The sequence below is a fragment of the Gardnerella sp. C0026F2 genome (assembly GCF_056590715.1).
In genome coordinates this window covers 63,909-83,980 of record NZ_JBWPWR010000002.1, presented here as the reverse complement: position 1 = coordinate 83,980, position 20,072 = coordinate 63,909, and the positions used below count along the sequence as shown (strand labels likewise).

Genomic DNA, 20,072 nt, shown 5'->3' with positions numbered 1-20,072 from the left:
AATACAGGAAAAACTAAAGGGTTAGACCAATTTTTGAAAATAGCCTAACAATCTCACGTCGAGAGTGTCGTATTGATGTCAAAGGCTGATTAGGTGGGTGCGTTTTATAACGTTCGAAATTACGCTATTTCATTCGTTACTTTTTAGCCCAAATCGCGCATTAGTTATTTGGGTCGTTAACAATGTTTTCTATATTTCTGCCTGAGTAGAATATGCGAATAACTGTTACAGTCATTTGGTTTTCGTCTACTTTGTAGAAAACAGTGTAGTTGTCTACTGGAACTCTGCGTATTCCCATAGATAACCACGGCTCCCAATCAACAAGCGTATAGCGCATAGGCATAGTGTTAAGAGAACGTATAGCATGCTTAATGCGGTTGACTTGTTTTTCAGCTGTTTTAGGAACTTGTAAATTAAAGCGAATGTATTCGTATAGCCCAGTGAGATCCAGGAACGCTTGCGGAGAATAAATGACGCTATAGGTTGTGCTCATACGCCGTATTCCTTAGCGAAGAATTGGTCTACTTCATCTGCACTATAAGATTTGCCAGTCGAAAGTGAGTTGATGCCTTTTTGCAATTCCTTATCCAACTCATCTCTTGTTAAGCTGCCTAAAGCAAGCGGTTTTTCTTGCGTATTAGTCGGCAGACGAAGTTCAAATGGCATGCCTTTTTGTAAAACGATTTGGCTGTAAAGCATTTGGATTGCTGAAGATGGTGTTATTCCAAGCTGGTTCAAGATGCTTTCAGCGTTTTCTTTAAGATTTGTATCGATTCTTGCATATACGGCGTTTGTGTTTGTCATTGTGTTCGCATCCTTTCTGACCTTATTTTACAAAATGTTTGCAAGCATACGCAAGCAGATGAAAGCAAAAGTTTAACTACTATTCAGATTATAGCTTTCCGTTGTTGGTTTAGGTGTTATTTGTAGGACGGGGATTAGGCGCATTGACGAACAAATGATGCGCTTTTTTGGGAATTATAATTAAGGCATTAATTAACTATATTTTTTGAAAACTCAATTTGTTGAATATTAAGATTGGACTAGCATAGTGAGAAAAAACTAATGGGGGCATGGCAGGACAGGATTAAATAATGATCCGTGGGAGGAATAGTTGTGAATAAGTTTGAATTGTTTTCTATGATTTATTACGCGTTAAATCATTATTGGAAAGAAAATAAAAGTGAAGAATTGACTTCATTTTTAAGTGATATGAATCCTTTTTTATTTGATGATATTGGCTCTGCTGTTCCTTCTGTGTATGCAAAGTATAGTTTGCTAGTAAATGAAGAGATCAGCATTGATAATAGTTTTAGTATTGCTTGTAAATATGTTAAAAGTTTAGGTTTGCAGGCTGTAACGGATGCATTTGCTTGCGTTCGTGAGGACGATTGGAAAGCACGGTGCGTGAAATACATGTCATCAAATCATAAAGGGCAAAATATTTAGTGTACGGAGCAATTCTTTTTCTGTGTCTTTTACGCGTAAAAAGCAAGTTGACCATTTTGGGCGTAATTTTTAAGTTGAACTTGAAATTTACGCCCATTATTAGAACACCACGGCTTCCAGTCAACAATCTAATATTGCATGGACATGGTGTGAGGAGAATGGATATCTTGCCTAAAATCAAGCTATTAAGCCAATCTTAAACCTTTTTGTGATTAGCTTTTTTAATAATCGTTAGCATAATAATGATAGTTATTAGGAATAGTTATTCCAGTAGTGCGTCAATATTTCGTTTTGAATATAGAAGTCTGCGCACTTCCATAGTGTCGTCGATGACAACGTAAAAAACAGAAAAGTTGCGTACGTTAATCCTGTAGCAGGGGTGTTCTCGTGTTGTTGATGATTGGTAAGGAGCAAATAAGAGGGGCGATTCAAGTCGTTTATCGATTGCTGATTCTATATCGTCAACAAGTCTGTGAGCAGCTTTTGGATTTTGCAGTGTATTGCTTATATAGTCAATTGTTTCTAATAAATCTTCTTTGAATAGTGGTAGAAAGGTTAATTTATACGTGCTCTTGCTCATTAATCCTTCTCCTTGCGCTATCAAAGACGTCAGCTTTAGAAAGACGCGTAGAAGTGTTTGCGGCAAAAGCGTCTGCTTCGTCGAGTTTTCTTTCAATGTCGTCAGTGAGGGCAGAGTATTGTTTGATGCTCATGAGAACCATAGTTCCATAACCATTTTTTGTAAGGAATACTGGTGTGTTTGAATTTATAACTGTTTCTTCTACTTCTGGGAATTTATTTCTTAAATCGGAAACTGGACGAATATTAATCATTTTATTAACCTCCTTTTATCAAAAAAGTATCATAATATTATCAAGATTACAATTATATCAGTGGCTTGGCACTCAAAAAAGTGTAAATATACTACCCGTTCTCTCAATTCATACAGAATCAGTGGCGTTCCTTTACAAATCGCACTGAATCAAGATATCGTTTTGATGATTTCTACTGTGCTTGCAGCCTGTTGTAGCGTTTTCGTACATTTTGTAGTAAGTCTTAGCGCGGTTAAATGTTAAAAAGTTTAATGCGTGGCGTCTTTAGGCTGGGTTCTTGTGGGTTTTGAGTGTGATTTTGCTGTCGAGTAGTTGTGCGCTCTAGTTGTTTATGTTTTGGGGAACAAATCGGTTAAATAATATTAAAAAAGTTCCCTACATTATTTAATTTCTTATGCTGTTACAGTTGGTAACTATAGTGTTTCACCTTGTTTCTTTTTCCGTTGTAGATTATTTGTTAGTTTGTAATTAGGCGGTATCTAAATCAAATGTTTCAATACTATTTTGGTTTCCGTCAAGTAATTTCATGATGTGTAATAAGTGATTTGAAAGGAGTTGTGTCATGAGTAGTGTTATACCTTTGGGAGAAAAAATTAGAAAGGCTCGTCTGGAAGCTGGGTTGACGCAGGAGGAGCTTTCGGAATTATTGATGGTATCTCGTGCTGCTGTAGCGAAATGGGAAACGAATCGGGGTTTGCCGGATATCGAGAATCTGAAATTTATTGCATCTGCTTTAAGCGTGAGTGTTGATTATCTTTTGGATGAGAACAATAGCGTTGATTTTTCTATTATTAAGAAGCCTATTAATCTCAATAAATATGGTTTCGACGGTAGGTTGAGCAGTTTTAAGAAGTTGAAAATTAAAGAGCAGATTGTATTAGATGAATATCCAAACTCAGAAATCAATATGCTAACTGTTGTTAAGACTTATAACAGTTCGTCTGAGAAGATAGTGGATAATTTTGTTGGATGGTTTTCTACTCTCCTTGGAGGATTGCCATTGTTTGGCATACATGATTTCAGTAAAGCTGTTTCCACTTTTGGGTCTGATCAGTATTATTTGGTGGATAAAAAAGATAAGCAGTATTTCGTGCTTATAACTGATGAGTATATTATTAGCAGAATTATGGGAGTGGCGTTTAATAGTAAAAAGTTCCGTATTGGAGATAAGGAATTTATGAAAGTTGGTTTTCTTCGTAATAAGTAGTAAATGGGAGTGGGTTGATATGTACCCAGAAAACTGGACACATGTTTTGACACGGTGTTAACAAATGGATGCCGTCCTGTACCTTACGGTATGCATCCATTTTGTTTTCTTCTGGATCCTGCAATTGTTGTAGTAATCTATATATTCACTTTCCAATTTGAATTTAAAACTATAGCGCAAAAATACCCTCCTTACTGGTTTTGTTCAGTAAAGAGGGCACATATCAATTTAGACAAGGGTGTGTTTGTTTTACTGATTGCTTATCCTATTAAACAAAGCACGCAAACAAACAGTGCTGTGTTAGACGGGTTTTTAGGTTCACATCTGCATTTGTTATTTCTCTGCATTGTTATTTAGTATCTTTTGTTATCTCATTTCTTTTTTACCAAATTGTGTTATTGCAATCAAAAATACAAACACAGATATTGCAATTGCACATGGCAAAAATGGTATAAGATTAAAGCCGTTTCCTAATCCTGTTGATGTAACTGCATGTAGAGAGCGGGAAACCATATATCCGCTGTAACAATAAGGATAAACTATCCAAAGTGGAGTATTTGCTATTAATACGCCAGGAATTACAAGAAGTATATTTAATCCAATGGATAACATTGACTTTTCAAAAAGTACAGTAATCGCCCACATGACTATTACGCTTGGAATCATAGTCAAAAACAGATCTAAACACCATTTTAGCAGATGCATAATTGGGAGCGTTTCTGTAACTCCTGTGCTACTGGTTGCAAACAATCCTGCTATAACGAATACAGCAAAAAATACGACCATTTCCATAAGCAAATAAAATAGCAGTACGCAAAATTTTGCAGCAGAAATCGCGTATCTGCTAACAGGCAGTGCCAGCATTTTTAGTATTCCGTTATTGCTTGTTTCTCGTCCTGCAATCATCACGCAGATAACAATCATACTAAACGGAAGCAGATAATATGAGTAGACTAATGCGCTTTGAATAAACATAGCAGCCCATGCGTTTGTACATTCTGGAGTGAAGTAGCTATGAAGGCTTGCTACACCAGATCCAACCACAAGTAATGGCGCAATAAAAATCAAAGGAATAATTTTACTACGCTTTACTTTCTTAAATTCGATTCTAAAAAGTTCAAAAAATCTCATTTTCATAATCTCCTTATTCATAGTGCAGGTTCTTAGCCGCCCACAATCCAGAACATAAAAACAGAAGTGTTTCAACTATGGATACGATTACGACCGTAGTATTAGGTTGCGCGCTCATGGCAACTGCTGGTTTTAGCATAACTATAAAAGGTGATGCCATAAAAAGCACAATGTCTGAAGAAGCCAATGCCATGCCGCTTAAAAATCCTGCTACACCAATTCCAAGCGTTACCCACATGTTTTCAAATCGTGATGATACAAAAATCATAAAGGACAATACAGGCATTGACGTAATAAATGAATATGCAGCAAAAGATATAAGAGTACTTACATTAAACGTGCCTTGTGGCAAATCTGTTACACCGATTTTTGCAAGTGCTAAATTTTGTATGCAAATAGCGATTAGTAATAGAACAGTCAGCAGCATAAATTTGCATAGGTACATAGCAGGAACGCTCATAGGCAGCATATGCATCCTTTTTACTGCATTTCCCTTAAATTCCATGTTGTAGATAATGCATGCTGCGACTATTATGCCGAACATGTTTAATACCATAATCATGCCGTAAAGCTGTGTGAGAAGAATATCCATAGGAGCTAAAGGCAGGTTTAATAATGTATTTTTTCGTACAATAAAATTCATAAAAGCGTACGCTGCTCCCATAACTCCAATAGCAATCATAAGAGCTATAAAGCCAGTTCTCTTGCATTTTTTTAGTTCGATTACAAGCGTTTTCATAGTCGTGCACTCTGCTTCCTGATCTTATTGTCTTCATCAATCATGGATAGGAACATATCTTCCAAATTGTCGGAAGCAAAACCAGATCGTAATGCATGCTGTCGTAGTTCATCTAAACTACCTTCAAATAACAAGTGCCCGTGATTAAGTATTCCAATATCATCTGCAATAAGCTCAATTTCGGATAGCATATGAGAAGAAATAAGAATCGTGCAATCGTAAAGATCTGGCAGTGACTTAATCAGATTTCGGATTTCATGTATGCCAGATGGATCGAGTCCATTTGTTGGCTCATCTAAAATCAAAATAGGTGGTCTACCAAGCAATGCTCCAGCAAGACCAAGCCTTTGCTTCATGCCAAGCGAATATTTTTTTGCAAGACGGTCTGCAAACTCAGAAAGACCTACTAATTCTAATGCGTCATCAACTGCACTCTTAGGTAGTTCTAAAATGCGACGTATAATGTCAAGATTTTCTCTACCTGTTAGATTTGCATAGAAAGATGGTGATTCAATAAATGAGCCTATTTCTTTCAAAATAGGTATGCGATCGGCAGGAAACTGTTTTCCGTCGATTGTAAATGCACCTTTTGTTGGAGCTGTAAGCCCTAGGAGCATTTTCATTGTTGTAGATTTTCCAGCTCCATTTGGCCCAAGAAAGCCGTAAATGCTACCTTTGCGAATATGAAGTGAAACATCATTAACAGCAATAAATGACTTATATTTTTTTGTTAAATGTTCTGTTGTAATAATATTGTTCATGGCAATATCTCCTTTCGGGATTTATGATATTGCGTCAACCTTTCTACAACATTCTCTTCACCTTACATCTACCTTACATTTTTATGCGAGGTCAAAAAATGAACATTCACATGGCATAATATATGTTAGGGGGTTCTCCATGAATCGGAATGATTATTTATTGAACAAGCATCTGCTACTTGTTGATGATGAGCAGGAACTTCTAGATATGGTTGTATCCATATTAAACGAATACGGTTTTTATAATATAACGACTGCAAAAAGTATAAAAGATGCAGTAGAGTCAACACAAAAATTACGTCCAGAATTAGCAATCCTTGATGTTATGCTCCCCGACGGTAATGGGTTTGAGTTAATGAAGCAGATAAAACAATATAGTGATTGTCCTATTTTATTCCTTACTGCTTGCGGTGAAGATGAAGATAAGTTTAAGGGATTTGACTTAGGAGCAGACGATTATATTGTAAAGCCGTTTCTTCCAAAAGAGCTAACGTTTCGCATTATGGCAATTTTAAGACGAAGCTACAAGAGCGAAAATCCCATTGTTAAACTGAAAAATAGTCAGATTGATTTTTCTTCTGCCCAAGTAATAAAAAATAACGAACATATTCCACTCACAGCCAAAGAATATGATTTACTTTCTGCACTTTATAGAAATGCTGGATGCATTGTAACAATTGACGCGTTATGTGAAGCTGCATGGGGAGCTAATCCTTTTGGATATGAAAATTCTTTAATGGCACATATACGTCGTATCAGAGAAAAAATAGAACTCAATCCATCGCAACCTGTTTCTTTAATAACAGTTAAAGGCTTAGGATATAAGCTGATTGTGGAGTAAAGCAGAATGAAAAGCATACCAAAACTAATACAACGCTTTATAAGTATTTTTCTACTAAGCTCTGTGCTTATAGTATTAATGAATATTATTGCGTTTATTGTACTTATAGGAAATTACGCTCCCGATAAAGAGATGTCTCCTTATAGCATAGCAAAAGAGACGGGAGAAGCATTACAATTATCCGCAAGTGGGGATTATGCATTATCCAAAAATATGTCTTCCAAATTGACAAATTCTGGCGCATGGGCAATTCTGATTGATAATAATACGTTGAAAGTCGTATGGAAAACAGAAAATGTTCCTGCGGGTATTCCAAACGACTATACTTTGTCTGATATAGCTAATTTGAGCGTTGGTTACATTGATGGTTATCCAACTTACACTGGCAAAAATAAGGATGGAGTTGTAGTAGTCGGATTTCCGCACAACAGCTTTTGGAAACATACGCGACCAAGTTGGAACTACAGTTTAATCTCAAATTTTCCGCAGATTGTTTTAAGCGTATTATTTATCAACATTTTGCTGATTCTTGGAATTTATTTAATAGCTAATATAAAACTACTAAAATCAATTAATCCGATTACAAAAGGGATACAACGTTTATCTAGTGGAGAAAGCGTGCATATTCCAGAAACAGGAGCGCTTTCAGAAATTTCATCTAACATAAATTCTGCTTCCGATATTTTGCAAATACAAAAAGAACAATTGAGAAAAAGGGAGACTGCAAGAGCAAATTGGATAGCTGGGGTTTCGCATGATATTCGTACGCCGTTATCTATGGTTATGGGATATGCGGGACAGTTAGAAAATTCTCTACATATTTCGCAAGAAGATCGTAAAAAAGCGACGATGATTATTAAACAAAGTGCCAGAATGAAGAATTTGATTAATGACCTTAATCTGGCTTCAAAACTTGAATACAATATGCAACCAATTATGAAAAAAGAAGAAAATGTTGTTGCTGTTGTTAGGCAAGTTGTTGTGGACTTTATAAATATGAGTATGCAAGATGAGTTTTCGATTAAATGGGAAACGGACGCAGAATTGACTGTTTGCAATATTAATGTAGACAAAGATTTATTAAAACGAGCAATATCTAATCTTATTCAGAACAGCATATCTCATAATGAAAATGGGTGTACGATTTATGTATCCGTTGCTGCAAATAATAATAATAATTGTATTATTTGTGTTGAAGATAACGGTATAGGTGTTTCAGATGAAAAAATCGAAAAGCTTAATCATGAACCGCACTATATGATTTGTGATACAAGTACTGCAGAGCAACGGCATGGTTTGGGTTTGCTGATTGTTCAGCAGATTATTGGCGCTCATAATGGAACAGTTGATATAAGTAGAAGCAAATACGGTGGGTTTAAGGTATCTCTAACGATACCGCTTAATTGAATATGGGCAGTAGATGGATGACATCTTTCCACTTAATTGTGGAGACTATAGTATTGATGTCAAGGGCTGATTAGGTGGGTGCAATTTTGCCTTTGTGCAGCAAGGTTTAGTGAGGGCTATCGTTAAAAGGTTTAGCGTGTGGAGGCTGTAAGATAGCTCGGCGTGGTTTTTGAACGCAGTTTGGCTGTTTGAGTAGTTGTGAAATTTAGTTGCTTGTGTTTTTGGGGAACAAATCGTCGCAATAATATTAAAAAAGTTCCCTACACTGTTTGATTTCTCACGGTAATGGCTTGTTGGTTATTCCAGAAAATATGGTTCCTGAGTTTAAGAAGTTGCTTGTTGGATATTATGAGGGTGAAGATTTGCAGGTAATTGCTTCGTTTATGAGGGAATATTGTTGGAAGCATTAAACTTGCATGATGATATTGATCCTTCTGGTTCTTCTGTTTCGTGAACCTTGCTGTTTATTAAAGAGTATAGTTTGCTAGTAAATGAAGAGATTAGTGTCGATAATCTAGACAAATTAATACGGAAAAGTAATATATTTATTAAGATTATTACAGTAATCAGAGCGAATGGTAGATCTTGTTTGCTTAATAATCTGTTTTATGATCATTTGATACAGAGTCGTGTTAGCGAAAAGGAAACTAGTGGTGCTATGAGAAGTAAAACTATTTTTTGTAAAACCATTTTTCAAAGTTGTCTTGTTATGCTTCTGCTGCTAGGTTCTCTCTTTTCTCTTGCGGGATGTTCCGACGATGATGAGAAGGCGGAGCTTGCGTCGTATCATTGGGAAACAGTAGCGGTGTCTCAAGAAGAGTTTCATATGCCAGAAAACTATATGAATAAAGATGAGTTGTATCTATTTGTGTCACGAGATATTCTGGATTCTCATTATGATTTGTCTAAAGTCACTCTCGGAGATAAGCCAATCAAATTAGTTGAATCATCGTTCAATTTACCTGGTACAGGACTTAAAGCTTTATTTTTGGTTGGAAAATTTGATTTAAAAGACAAGCCAAGCTCTGATGTTCTTAAAGTACCAGGGATTAATAAAGCAGGTAATGTTGCTATAGGTTATAAGAAGAAATAGTAGTATTTTTCACTCAAGAATCAAGCTATTAAGCCAATCTTAAACCTTTTAACGATAGCTTTTCCTATCGTTAAAAAGTGCGTCCAATATCCATAGTGTGCACTTGGAAAAATTAAAAATTTTTCTTTAATAAAGCTTGTATGTGTGGTTTTTTTTTTAATAGTAATACTATTAAAGCTAAACAGACTAGTATGGATTCTAATTTTAATAGAATTGCATTCTTCTTAGAATTGCATATTAAAAATAAGGAGAACTTATGAAATTAATTAGACCAGATAGTAAATATATTCAAGGTTATATAGAAGCAAATGAAGAAGATGAAATTTTTAGGCCGAATGCAGAAAGACGTTTTATACACCCTGAGACAATTATAGAGAGTTCGTATAATATCGAACATGGTATAAATTTACCTGAAAATTATGTTAGAGCTACTACATTTTGGTTGATAGATAATGAAAAATTTATTGGTGAAATTAATATTAGGCATGAATTAAATTCTTTTTTAATTAACTATGGTGGTCACATAGGGTATGAGATTAGACAATCTGAATGTATGAAGGGCTATGGAACAAAAATGCTTTCTATGGCACTTACATATTGTAAAGAGACTTTGAATCTACATAAGGTTTTGATTACATGTGATGATGACAATATTGGATCGATAAAAGTTATAGAAAATAATGGTGGAATTTTAGAAAACAAAGTGAAAAATAGCTTATCAAGAGGAAACGTTACAACAAGAAGGTATTGGATTAATATATAGATTAATATATAGGGAAAAATTAAATTTTATCTATACTTACCACTCAATCGGTGTTTAGGACAATTTTTTATACATTTTGTATAATCAAAGCACGATATTTCGTAATTGCATTTTCTGGAGAAAGATGATGAGTGAGACGAATGTAAGACCTGTGCTTTTCAAGCATGCTTTTTGGGATAATGTGATTATAGAAACTGTTGCTGGCATTTGCACTCTTATTATTTCGCTTCTTGTACAGCAGTTTTTAGGGCACCGCGTACTAGGTTGGGAAACGGTGGTCATACTCGCGTTGAGTGTTGTGGTGTTTTCGCTGCTAAGTGCAGCGTATCTGCAGTGGTATAGGCATCGCAGGCCGGATGACGGGTATTTGCTTATTGGAATCATCGATTTTGTGCTCAGACTGCTGGTGACTTCTGGTATTGCTTCATTGCTTGTTTCCAATATTACGCTGCTAAGCATTATTCTTGGCGCAGCGATTACTAGTGTGTTGCTGTTTGTTTTTGAAAAGCCTTGGAAGCCAGGGATGACGGATACGCAATTACAGGAAGCTTCACAGAAATCGGTTGAACTTGGCGTTCAAATGCTTGAAGAAGAGCGCGTAAAGCGCGCCGAGGTGAGAAACACGATTGCATTACAGCATGCGAGCGTTGGCAAAACAGGCACTCCTAGAGGTGTGTCTCTAACGTTCTCCTCGTTAATTGTTGCGAATATGCTGATGGAAGCAGTATGCGATGTCGTCACATTTTTGCTTGCATTGATGCTGCAATGGTGGATGCTTGGTACTATCGCTGGATGGCGAACGCTACTCGTCATATTCTTGGGCAATATGCTATTTTCTTGCGTGGCGGCTGCGGTTATGGTTCTGATGGGCGCATTGAAGGCTGATCAACAGAAATGCCTAACAAAAAGTTTGCCTTTCTTGGTTATTGTTGTACTGCTTAGACTACTGATCTTTGGTGTTCTCGCTTGGCTTCTTACGCCGAGTTTAGTATGGGTGAGCGTAGTTGTTGGCATTGTTACCACGTACGTTCTGACCTTATTTTACAAAATAGTTGTCAAACACTAGCTATGCATATTAGACGATTAATGACGATTAGTAAGGACTATTTTTAAGCAAAAGGTATTGTTAAAACGATAAAACTTAACGATTTGCATATATATGCATCCTTATGTATAATCTTTAAAAAATAAAAATCTTGCAAGTGCTAATACACGTAAAAGAGTATAAAACATTCTGCACAAATTACTATACAGGAGACTCTCATGCACAAGATTGTTCAAAAATGGAATAACATTGACCTTATTTTACGTATTGTAATTGGTCTTTTTCTCGGTGCTGCGCTTGGTATTTTTGTGCCAGCTCACGTCTATGCGCTAGATCTTATGGGAAAACTTTTCGTCAGTGCGCTTAAATCTGTTGCGCCAATTTTGGTATTTTGCCTAGTTATTGGTGCGCTTGCGCAAGCAAAGAGTGTCGGCAATATGAAATTGGTAATAGGGCTGTACGCGCTATCTACGTTTACTGCAAGCCTTGTAGCTGTATGTGCTGCTATGATTTTCCCTGTTGATTTTACTTTTGCTCATGATGCAGCAGCGTCTTTGCCGTCTCCTCAAGGAATTGGTGAGGTGCTTAATTCACTTGTGCTAAATATTGTTGTTAATCCTGTAGACGCTCTCGTTAAAGGTAACTTTATTGGTATCCTCTTCTGGGCAATTGCTTTCGGTGTTGCGTTACGTTTAGCTGAGCCTTCTACCAAAGCATTTTTCGATAACGTTTCATCTGCTATTGGAAAAATTGTCCACTGGATTATTAACGCAGCGCCTTTTGGCATTATGGGTCTTGTCTATACAACAGTTGCAAGTAACGGTCTTCGTATTTTTAGCGAGTATGGTTTCGTTATTGCTTTGTTAGTAGGCACTATGGCTGTTGTTGCTTTGATTCTTAATCCTATTTTGGTTTTCGTGCTTACTGGCAAGAATCCGTATCCTCTTGTTTTTAGGACTTTGCGCGATTCGGGTGTTACGGCGTTCTTCATGCGTTCTTCTGCTGCGAACATTCCTGTAAATATGAATTTGTGCGAAAAGCTTGGATTTAACAAAGATAATTACTCTGTTTCAATACCGCTTGGTTCAACTATTAATATGAGCGGAGCTGCTATAACTATTTCTATCATGTCTTTGTGCGCTGCTCACACGCTTGGTATTCGCGTTGATATTCCAACGGCTGTGATTCTTTCTGTGCTTTCTGCAGTTTCTGCTGCAGGCGCATCTGGTGTAGCTGGTGGTTCGCTTTTGCTTATACCTCTTGCATGCTCGTCGTTTGGTATTTCAAACGATATCGCTATGCAAGTAGTTGCTATTGGTCTTATTATTGGCGTTATTCAGGATTCTTGCGAAACTGCACTTAACTCTTCCACGGATGTTCTCTTTACTGCGGTTGGCGAATATCGCATGTGGCAGCGTGCAGGTATTAAGTTTAAGATGGGCAGGGATCACGAGACTGTGCAACTTAAAAAGTAGCTGTTCTAGCTGTTGCTAGTTTTTGCTAAGTATTCTTGCTAGTGTGCGTTCTTACGTTTTTACGTTTTTATGAGCGCGCACTTTTATTATATTTGGATGTTTATTGTAAATGAATCTAATAGATGTTCAAATAAAATAGTAGAAGTGGAACCAGTATTTTTAGCGCGCATTAGGCTTTAGGGAAGTGGTATGTTGTGTTTGCAGGAATGCTGCGGTTGATCCACGCGTTTGCTGCAATTACGCTTCTGCTTCCGATTGTTGTTTCGCCGCCAAGAATAGTAGCATTTGCGTAAATTACTACATTGTCTCCAATATTCGGGTGTCGCTTTCCGCCTTTTACAGGATTTCCGTCCTCGTCTAGCGCAAAGCTTTTCGCACCAAGCGTTACTCCTTGGTAAAGCTTAACATGCTCGCCGATTACAGTTGTTTCACCGATTACAATTCCAGTTCCGTGATCAATGCAAAAATATGCACCAATTTTTGCTCCTGGGTGAATGTCAATTCCGGTTTTTCTGTGAGCATATTCGCTCATAAGTCTAGGAATTAGCGGCACGTTAAGCTCGTAGAGTGCGTGAGCTGTGCGGTGAATAAGCATTGCATAAAACCCGGGATATGCGAGCGTAACTTCTACTTTGCTTTTGCAAGCAGGATCGCCTTCGTATATTGCTTGAATATCTGTTAAAAGTAACTTTTTAATTGCAGGAAGCGTGCTTATAAATTGATTGCAAGTTTCTCGAATTTTAACTGCGTCGTTTGTGTAGCATTGAAGTTCGTGGAATATAATGCGTTCTATAGTGTCTAATGCGTTTGAAGTAACGGTATTCAAACTAGTATTGAGTTGCGTAGTATCGTTGCTTACATTGTGAGCATGCAACTCAGGCAAAAGTAACACCTGAGTTGCATGTATGAGAGCAATAATATTGTGATAATTAGGTATGAATGTAGCTTGCCTTATGTCTGAATCGTGAATTGAGTTGAGTTTGCTTATAAGGTCAAGGCGATCATTCATACATTTCTCCTATTATTCTCTTGCTTGTTTTCTTCTAGTGCTCGAAAGTGCACCTGTGAATATACTAAACGCGCACTTTCAAAGCATTATTTCATTATTATCATTATTGCATAGCATTATTCTGCAAACAAAGGCGTTGATAAGTAGCGGTCGCCTGAATCTGGAAGTATTGCAACTATGGTTTTGCCCGCATTTTCTTCTCTTTTTGCTTCTTGAATTGCTGTCCAAACCGCAGCTCCGGAAGAAATACCTACGAGAACGCCTTCTTTTTTGCTTATAAGCTTGCCGCTTTCAATTGCGTTTTCATTTGTTACATGAACGATGCGATCGTAAATGTTTTGGTTGAGCACATCTGGCACGAATCCTGCACCGATTCCTTGAATCTTGTGTGCTCCTGGCTTGCCGCCTGCGAGCACAGGGGAGTCGGCTGGTTCTACTGCAATTACTTCAAGCTGCGGATTTTGCTCTTTTAAATATGTTCCTGTACCAGTGATTGTGCCGCCTGTTCCAACACCAGCAATGAGCATATCCACGTTTCCGTCAGTGTCTTGCCAAATTTCTGGACCGGTTGTTTTGTAGTGCGCGTGCACATTTGCTTGATTGGTAAACTGTCCTGGAGTCCACGCGTTTGGCGTGTTTTCAACGATTTCCTTCGCTTTGGCAATTGCGCCCTTCATTCCTTCTGCAGCAGGAGTGAGCACGAGTTCTGCTCCGTATGCTTTCATAAGTTTTCGGCGTTCAATAGACATGCTTTCTGGCATCACAATAATGCTTTTGTATCCTTTTGTTTGCGCTATCATTGCAAGACCAATGCCAGTGTTTCCAGAAGTTGGCTCAACGATTACAGAGTCCGGTTTAAGTGTGCCTGCAGCTTCTGCTTCTTCAATCATTTGCTTTGCGATGCGGTCTTTTACGGAACCTGCTGGGTTGAAGTATTCGAGTTTTACGAGGATTTTTGCTGCTAGATTGTACTCTTTTTCAATGTGCGTAAGCTCCAGAAGTGGAGTGCGGCCTACGAGTTCTTGCACGGACTTGTAGATGTTGGACATAATATTTCCCCTTACTTGTTTGTTTTGTTTAATTTAATTTGTTTAATTTTGTTTATTTTTAATTTTTAAAAAATAATTTTTATTAATAAAGCGACTGCTGCTTATTAGTTGTTTCTAAAGATGCCATTTATTCGTTTTAATATTTAATTCGCGTTAAATTGTTATCTTTTTAACGTTTTATATTCGAATTTTGGCATAAAAAAAGAAACAGCGCGCTGTTTCTTGAATCGTAATTTGCTGTGTTTTAACGTAAATGCTTTTAACACAGGCTAGATGTTATGCATACTTAGTGCTTGCAAACATCATTTCGATTAAGAAATGCGCAACAGCATACGTTACAACAACAATTTGTCATCATATTTGCATGATACATGTGCACTCCTTTACTCGTCGAAATGGTGATAAGTGAAGACTATAGCGAATGGATTTGCGTTTGTCAAACTTAATTCGTGTTTGCTAAACCTAATTTGTGTTTGCTGATTCTATTTCAAGAAATTACACTGTTACTTTCATGTATACTCGTTATTTCTGCTTTTGATTGTTTCGATTTTCGTAATTCTATTAGCCAATTGTTGCGAAGTTGCCCTTGTGTAGTTGAGTTTTAGGAAGTCTAAACGTCAAAAGGTTTATAATGTGTTGCATCAGCGCAAGGATTCGTGTTAGTTTTTTAAGCAGCCGATAGGAACTACGCAAACACCGTCCTTGCGGCAATACGCAAAATCGCCTGTTCCAGTCAAAACCATAAGGAAAGATGGCTCGTTCATTTTACTGGTGTCGATTTTATCTTTCATCGCTTTAAGGCTTTTTACTCCTTCTTCAATGAGCTTTTCGCCTCCGAGTTTAATTTCAATAAGACCGTATTTACCGTTTCTTAAATGAATAACCGCATCGCATTCCTGTCCGTCTTTATCTCTGTAGTGGTAAACTTCGCCGCCTAGAGAATCTGCAAAAATTCGCAGATCTCTGATGCAAAGTGTTTCAAATAGAAAACCGAAAGTATTTAAGTCGTTTATCAAGTCGTTTGGTCCAATTCCCAAAGCCGCTGCAGCAATAGATGGGTCAATATAATAACGCGTAACGGATGAACGAATGGCAGTTTTTGATCTTAGATTTGGATTCCAAGCAGGCATATCTTCTACAACAAATATTTTGCGAAGTGCATTAACATACGACGCAACGGTTTCCTCGCTAATTGGCTTATCTTCATTAGCAGAAATATCTCGCGAAAGCACAGTATTTGGTACTTGTGCTCCTTGATTCCTTGCGTATGAGCGCATAAGACGCTTAACTTTTTCAGCATCTTTTTGTACGTCATCGGCACGATTAATGTCGGAGTGTACAACAGCATCGTAGTAATCAAAAGCTTGATCTAAAGCAATTTCATCACGCATATCCACCGATTGTGGCCATCCTCCACGGCATACAAGAAAAGCTAGGCGGTCAATACTTAAGTTTGAATCACCCTCAATACTTTTAGTTCCCGCAAAAAGGTTTTCCAAGCTAGCTTCGCCCGTGGAATCACCGGATTCATATAAGCTCATTGGTCTCATTGTTAGCCACGTGAAGCGCCCAGTACCAGAGTGAGTAATTTCTGTAGTGTTTGCAGGAACAGCAGAACCAGTTAGTATAAATTGCCCAAGCTCACTACGATGATCAACCTCAAACCGTATTGCATCCCAAAGTTTTGGAGCAAGCTGCCATTCGTCAATTAATCTTGGGGCAGCTCCCTTCAGTAATCGCTTTGGGCTTAGCTCCGACATAGCGATATTCTGTTCTTTCTTTTCGGGGTTGTCCATATATAAAACGCTTGCCGCAAATTGTTCTGCAGTAGTGGTTTTTCCACACCACTTCGGGCCTTCAATCAGTACCGCGCCTTTGCCTTCTAATTTTCTTTTTAAAATATCGTCAGCAATTCTTTTCCTATATTTTTTCAATTGTGTCACCGTATTTCAACTAAGTATGCTTGTATTTTCTAATCATATTTATGATATTCTATCATCATTTTCCGACGTTTGGCGGGATTTTATTCCGACGATTGGCGAGTTTCTGTTCCGACGTTTGGCGAGTTTTCAACGATCTACTTCGCTTTTATTGCTTTAAGGGGTTATTTTTATCATCACCCCGTAGTAGTCGCATATGGTGTACGCTTGCTTATTTCAGAGCGTCAATATGAATAGTAAAAAATTAAATACGCAGATGTATATGCATTTTGTAACTATAACTGAACTTAAAATGCGCTGTGCACCTTCAAGTTCGGTCGATGTGCTAGTAGCCAATTATTGCAAATTTGCAGCGATTGGCTACTTTGTGGTTTGACTGTCTGTTATGTTCGGCTACTTGGTGCGGTGAAGAAAATTGCCGTAAATGGCAAAAATCTTCACCGGTTTTTATTAAATGCATATCTCAATAGTAGGTATATTCCCAAATAACAGGCTCGTATTTCAATAACTTTAACTTACAATATGTCAACCCAGTTTTGTTTAGCATGAAGTATTCTATGCACCATAACTGTTTTATTCTCTTCGCAAACTTTATAGAAGATTACATATTTTTTAACGAAGCATCTTCTAAAGTTTTTGCTACTCAGGTAATCATCGTTCACCAATCGGTATCGATAAGGCATTGTAGATAGGCTTGAAATAGTGGCTTCTACGTTATCGAGGAATTCGGATGCTGTAATTGGCGAGTCTAAATTGTGCGCAATGTAATGGATTATGTCTTGCAAATCTTTATGATAACTTTGCGAAACAAGTATTGTGTATTCTTGGTTACTTTGTGCCATTGTTGAGTTCTTCTCTTAAGTTTCGCATTGATTCTTCAAAAGATAATGTGCGATTGTTGTTAAAATCAGACTCGCTTTGAGATAATGAACTGTACAGCTCGTATTTGCTCATGAACTTGTTGAATAAGTCGATGCTCATTACTGCTAAGTCTCCGCGACCGTTTTTTGTAATGAAGACTGGTTCTTTTGTTTCGTGGCAGAATGTTGATATCTCGTTGTAGTTATTGCGTAAATCTGTGCTTGACTTAATAGTTGGCATTGTGTGAGTCCTTTGAGATGATTGTTATTTTATTATTTAGTTATTCTGTTATTTTTGGTTTTGGTTATTTTATTATTTTTTTGAATTTGCTTATCTGGTTTTGCTTTATGTATATAAACAAATTATTAAACTAGTTTAATGTAATCTAAAGATATTATATGATTATTTCTTTAGATTATTGACTTTATAGTTTCGCTTTTCATGATTTTAGTAGCCAATCGTTGCGAATTTGCAGCGATTGGCTACTTTGCAGTGATACGACCTGCTTTTGCGCTACATTTTAAGGAATTACGCTGTTACTTGCAGTGCTTTCTTTGCTTTAAAATTTTGCAAAATAAATCTTAGTAAAAATCTATTTTTATTTAATGATCTTGTGTAATTTAGATTGTATAGATTTAGAGAAAAGGTAGAGATGGAACAGTTTAATCAGAATGGCTCGAATGATACAGATAACTATGAATCGAATGAGTAGAATCAGACAAATCCAAACAATGATACTGTAAATTCAAATGTCTACAACGTTGTGCATGGCGATTCTCAAAATATGTCAAAGTATTCCGAGTGGTTTTATAAAAGGGAGATGACATGAATGTAAAATATGGTAGCGTATTTACAAATCCAGAAGTTTTAAACAGACTCGCACAAATAGAACAATCTCCCCAAATACAAGGAAAATTAAGCGCTTTAAAAGAAGGCGTAAAAAATAACTCTTTTGATCCAATTCGTTTAATTCCATTAATACCGGTAGTAATGGTTTTAGGCACTTTGTATAACTATTTTCCAAATATTGATTACTCTCGTTACAAATATTATTTGCTAATAGTAGGTGTTTTTGTTGTTTGCTTTGCAGGCAAGTTTTTTGTAACGAATAAGGTTGATGTAGACGCGCTATACGCGGATAATGTTTTAACGCCGATTTTAAATGCGATTCTGCCAGGAACGGTATTAGAAAATTCTGAAGGAATTGACAGCAGCATTTTTGATAATCTTCTGCCAATATCTAGTAGGTATTATTCAAGTAAACACATAATTTTTGGCGATGAATTTAAAACTGAATTTTCGAATATGCAAGCAATTCACTTTTCTAGAAGTGAAAGTGGAAAAAGTGTTAAAAAAACGGATTTTGTTGGGCAAGTCTTATTAATAAACTCAAAAACCAACATAAATGGCCACATTAGAATCGTCCCCGTTACTGGAAAGAACTTTATGGGACAAAAACTAAATGGATACTATGGTAAAAAAACAAAAGAGGAGAGCGAAGTTCAAACAGAATCCATTGAATTTAATAACTCGTATTCAATCTTTTCTACAGACGATTTTTATACAAAGCTTGTATTAGATCCAAGTTTTATAGAAGCATTGAATAATTTGCAAAAAAGAATGAGAGTTTGTATATATCTAGATAGCGAGCATATTATTGCAGCCTTTGATTCTGGTAGGTATTTATTCGGCGCTCCAGGAAAATCTGGAATAGAAAACCTATCTTTAACAAGAGAATATGCAAGATTTAGAGATGTTTTGGCCGAGTATTACGAAATAATTAACGTAATTAGAGAGAAATTACAAAAGTAGAAACTAGTAAATTGCAATACTAGCGAACTAAAAAAGTAGAAAATACTAGAACTAAAGGAGACGTTATGGGTGACGTTATGGATGAGAACACTGTGCTAATTTGTATTGCAATAGTGCTTGTAGTGCTTATTGCTTGGTTTATTGGCAATTTAAATAGATTAAGAAAATATAGGGTGATTATAGAAGAGTCGCAGAAAAACGTTGACATTGCGATTGCCAAAAGATACGACACGATTTGCCAAATGCTTAAAGTTGCGCAGTCGTTTGCAAAGTATGAAAAAACGACATTAGTGGATTTGGTTAGTTTAAGAGAGGGATTGGGTTCAGCGGATTCTAGTTCGGCAATAAAAAACCAGAATCATGCAATAGGGAAGATTTATGCTTTGGCGGAAGCTTATCCGGAATTAAAGTCATCTGAACAATTTTTGAACTTGCAGGAAGAAATAAACGATGAAAATGAGCAGCTTGCGGCGGCAAAAAGAATTGTTAATAGTAACATCAGTATTCTTAATCAAAATATCGTTACCTTCCCAGTCTCGCTTATTGCAAACCTGAGCGGAATAAAGCAGATGGATTTTCTTAGTGAGGACGATTTAAGCAATAAGAAGAATATTGACAGCATACTGAGCTAGATGGAATATTGAGCTGGGTAGTGTA

General features: G+C 36.8%; 23 protein-coding genes. 11 read left to right on the top strand and 12 right to left on the bottom strand.

Features of this window, described 5'->3' with window-relative positions; translation table 11 throughout:
• Positions 1-160: 160 nt before the first annotated feature.
• Both AC1EK3_RS02815 and AC1EK3_RS02810 read right to left on the bottom strand, forming a co-directional pair.
• Positions 161-493, bottom strand: a complete 333-nt coding sequence (locus AC1EK3_RS02815) for a type II toxin-antitoxin system RelE/ParE family toxin (RefSeq protein ID WP_480033599.1) — start codon at positions 491-493, stop codon at positions 161-163.
• Positions 490-804 carry a type II toxin-antitoxin system RelB/DinJ family antitoxin gene (locus tag AC1EK3_RS02810; protein WP_004119530.1) on the bottom strand — a complete coding sequence of 105 codons (315 nt, stop codon included), beginning with the start codon at positions 802-804 and terminating at the stop codon, positions 490-492. Before AC1EK3_RS02810 ends, AC1EK3_RS02815 begins: the two co-directional genes overlap by 4 nt.
• Positions 805-1,101: 297 nt before the next feature.
• Between AC1EK3_RS02810 and AC1EK3_RS02805 the strand changes: the two genes are divergently transcribed.
• Positions 1,102-1,449: a hypothetical protein gene (locus AC1EK3_RS02805; RefSeq protein ID WP_480033600.1), complete on the top strand. Its 348-nt coding sequence runs from the start codon at positions 1,102-1,104 to the stop codon at positions 1,447-1,449.
• A 262-nt stretch (positions 1,450-1,711) separates the two neighbouring features.
• Here AC1EK3_RS02805 and AC1EK3_RS02800 read toward each other — a convergent pair whose 3' ends face one another.
• Together AC1EK3_RS02800 and AC1EK3_RS02795 are read right to left on the bottom strand one after the other, a co-directional pair.
• Complete coding sequence (locus tag AC1EK3_RS02800) at positions 1,712-2,029, bottom strand: type II toxin-antitoxin system RelE/ParE family toxin (protein ID WP_480033601.1); 318 nt, start codon at positions 2,027-2,029, stop codon at positions 1,712-1,714.
• Positions 2,010-2,282: a type II toxin-antitoxin system Phd/YefM family antitoxin gene (locus AC1EK3_RS02795; protein WP_480033602.1), complete on the bottom strand. Its 273-nt coding sequence runs from the start codon at positions 2,280-2,282 to the stop codon at positions 2,010-2,012. Before AC1EK3_RS02795 ends, AC1EK3_RS02800 begins: the two co-directional genes overlap by 20 nt.
• Positions 2,283-2,844: 562 nt before the next feature.
• On the opposite strand from AC1EK3_RS02795, the gene AC1EK3_RS02790 reads away from it, so the two are divergent.
• The gene (locus AC1EK3_RS02790; RefSeq protein WP_480033603.1) at positions 2,845-3,489 is read left to right on the top strand and encodes a helix-turn-helix domain-containing protein; all 645 of its coding nucleotides are present in this window, start codon (positions 2,845-2,847) and stop codon (positions 3,487-3,489) included.
• Positions 3,490-3,855: 366 nt separating this feature from the next.
• Here the strand turns inward: AC1EK3_RS02790 and AC1EK3_RS02785 are convergent, their stop codons facing one another.
• From AC1EK3_RS02785 to AC1EK3_RS02775, 3 genes are read right to left on the bottom strand one after another with little or no spacing between them, the layout of a single operon-like run.
• A complete protein-coding gene (locus tag AC1EK3_RS02785; protein ID WP_419399018.1) occupies positions 3,856-4,620 on the bottom strand; it encodes an ABC transporter permease in 765 nt (254 codons plus the stop codon).
• Between the two features lie 13 nt (positions 4,621-4,633).
• Entirely contained in the window at positions 4,634-5,359 is a 726-nt protein-coding gene (locus AC1EK3_RS02780) for an ABC transporter permease (protein WP_480033604.1), read from the bottom strand.
• Complete coding sequence (locus AC1EK3_RS02775; protein ID WP_419399019.1) at positions 5,356-6,120, bottom strand: ABC transporter ATP-binding protein; 765 nt, start codon at positions 6,118-6,120, stop codon at positions 5,356-5,358. The genes AC1EK3_RS02780 and AC1EK3_RS02775 overlap by 4 nt, the downstream gene beginning before the upstream one ends.
• Before the next feature lie 139 nt (positions 6,121-6,259).
• Between AC1EK3_RS02775 and AC1EK3_RS02770 the strand changes: the two genes are divergently transcribed.
• From AC1EK3_RS02770 to sstT, 7 genes are all read left to right on the top strand, one after another.
• Positions 6,260-6,961, top strand: a complete 702-nt coding sequence (locus tag AC1EK3_RS02770; RefSeq protein WP_419399020.1) for a response regulator transcription factor — start codon at positions 6,260-6,262, stop codon at positions 6,959-6,961.
• 6 nt (positions 6,962-6,967) lie between these two features.
• On the top strand, positions 6,968-8,368 hold the full coding sequence (locus AC1EK3_RS02765; RefSeq protein WP_480033605.1) for a sensor histidine kinase: 1,401 nt from the start codon (positions 6,968-6,970) through the stop codon (positions 8,366-8,368).
• 269 nt (positions 8,369-8,637) lie between these two features.
• The gene (locus tag AC1EK3_RS02760; RefSeq protein ID WP_480033606.1) at positions 8,638-8,778 is read left to right on the top strand and encodes a hypothetical protein; all 141 of its coding nucleotides are present in this window, start codon (positions 8,638-8,640) and stop codon (positions 8,776-8,778) included.
• Between the two features lie 248 nt (positions 8,779-9,026).
• A complete protein-coding gene (locus AC1EK3_RS02755; protein ID WP_480033650.1) occupies positions 9,027-9,461 on the top strand; it encodes a hypothetical protein in 435 nt (144 codons plus the stop codon).
• Positions 9,462-9,717: 256 nt separating this feature from the next.
• Positions 9,718-10,224, top strand: a complete 507-nt coding sequence (locus tag AC1EK3_RS02750) for a GNAT family N-acetyltransferase (RefSeq protein ID WP_480033607.1) — start codon at positions 9,718-9,720, stop codon at positions 10,222-10,224.
• Positions 10,225-10,351: 127 nt separating this feature from the next.
• Positions 10,352-11,290, top strand: coding sequence for a hypothetical protein (locus AC1EK3_RS02745; protein ID WP_480033608.1), 939 nt, complete (start codon positions 10,352-10,354; stop codon positions 11,288-11,290).
• 197 nt (positions 11,291-11,487) lie between these two features.
• Entirely contained in the window at positions 11,488-12,744 is a 1,257-nt protein-coding gene (sstT, locus tag AC1EK3_RS02740) for a serine/threonine transporter SstT (RefSeq protein ID WP_415687768.1), read from the top strand.
• Positions 12,745-12,913: 169 nt separating this feature from the next.
• Here the strand turns inward: sstT and epsC are convergent, their stop codons facing one another.
• The 5 genes from epsC to AC1EK3_RS02715 all read right to left on the bottom strand — a co-directional run bounded on the left by epsC (position 12,914) and on the right by AC1EK3_RS02715 (position 17,843).
• Positions 12,914-13,753 (bottom strand): serine O-acetyltransferase EpsC, encoded by an 840-nt coding sequence (gene epsC, locus AC1EK3_RS02735; RefSeq protein ID WP_480033609.1) that lies wholly within the window; start codon positions 13,751-13,753, stop codon positions 12,914-12,916.
• Positions 13,754-13,869: 116 nt separating this feature from the next.
• Entirely contained in the window at positions 13,870-14,802 is a 933-nt protein-coding gene (gene cysK / locus AC1EK3_RS02730) for a cysteine synthase A (RefSeq protein WP_480033610.1), read from the bottom strand.
• Between the two features lie 659 nt (positions 14,803-15,461).
• Entirely contained in the window at positions 15,462-16,736 is a 1,275-nt protein-coding gene (locus AC1EK3_RS02725) for an ATP-binding protein (protein ID WP_480033651.1), read from the bottom strand.
• Positions 16,737-17,257: 521 nt separating this feature from the next.
• A complete protein-coding gene (locus AC1EK3_RS02720) occupies positions 17,258-17,584 on the bottom strand; it encodes a type II toxin-antitoxin system RelE/ParE family toxin (protein ID WP_480033611.1) in 327 nt (108 codons plus the stop codon).
• Complete coding sequence (locus tag AC1EK3_RS02715; protein WP_421784419.1) at positions 17,571-17,843, bottom strand: type II toxin-antitoxin system Phd/YefM family antitoxin; 273 nt, start codon at positions 17,841-17,843, stop codon at positions 17,571-17,573. Before AC1EK3_RS02715 ends, AC1EK3_RS02720 begins: the two co-directional genes overlap by 14 nt.
• Before the next feature lie 585 nt (positions 17,844-18,428).
• On the opposite strand from AC1EK3_RS02715, the gene AC1EK3_RS02710 reads away from it, so the two are divergent.
• Together AC1EK3_RS02710 and AC1EK3_RS02705 are read left to right on the top strand one after the other, a co-directional pair.
• Positions 18,429-19,415 carry a DUF3137 domain-containing protein gene (locus tag AC1EK3_RS02710; protein WP_480033612.1) on the top strand — a complete coding sequence of 329 codons (987 nt, stop codon included), beginning with the start codon at positions 18,429-18,431 and terminating at the stop codon, positions 19,413-19,415.
• A 65-nt stretch (positions 19,416-19,480) separates the two neighbouring features.
• Positions 19,481-20,047 carry a LemA family protein gene (locus AC1EK3_RS02705; protein WP_480033613.1) on the top strand — a complete coding sequence of 189 codons (567 nt, stop codon included), beginning with the start codon at positions 19,481-19,483 and terminating at the stop codon, positions 20,045-20,047.
• Positions 20,048-20,072: the final 25 nt, after the last annotated feature.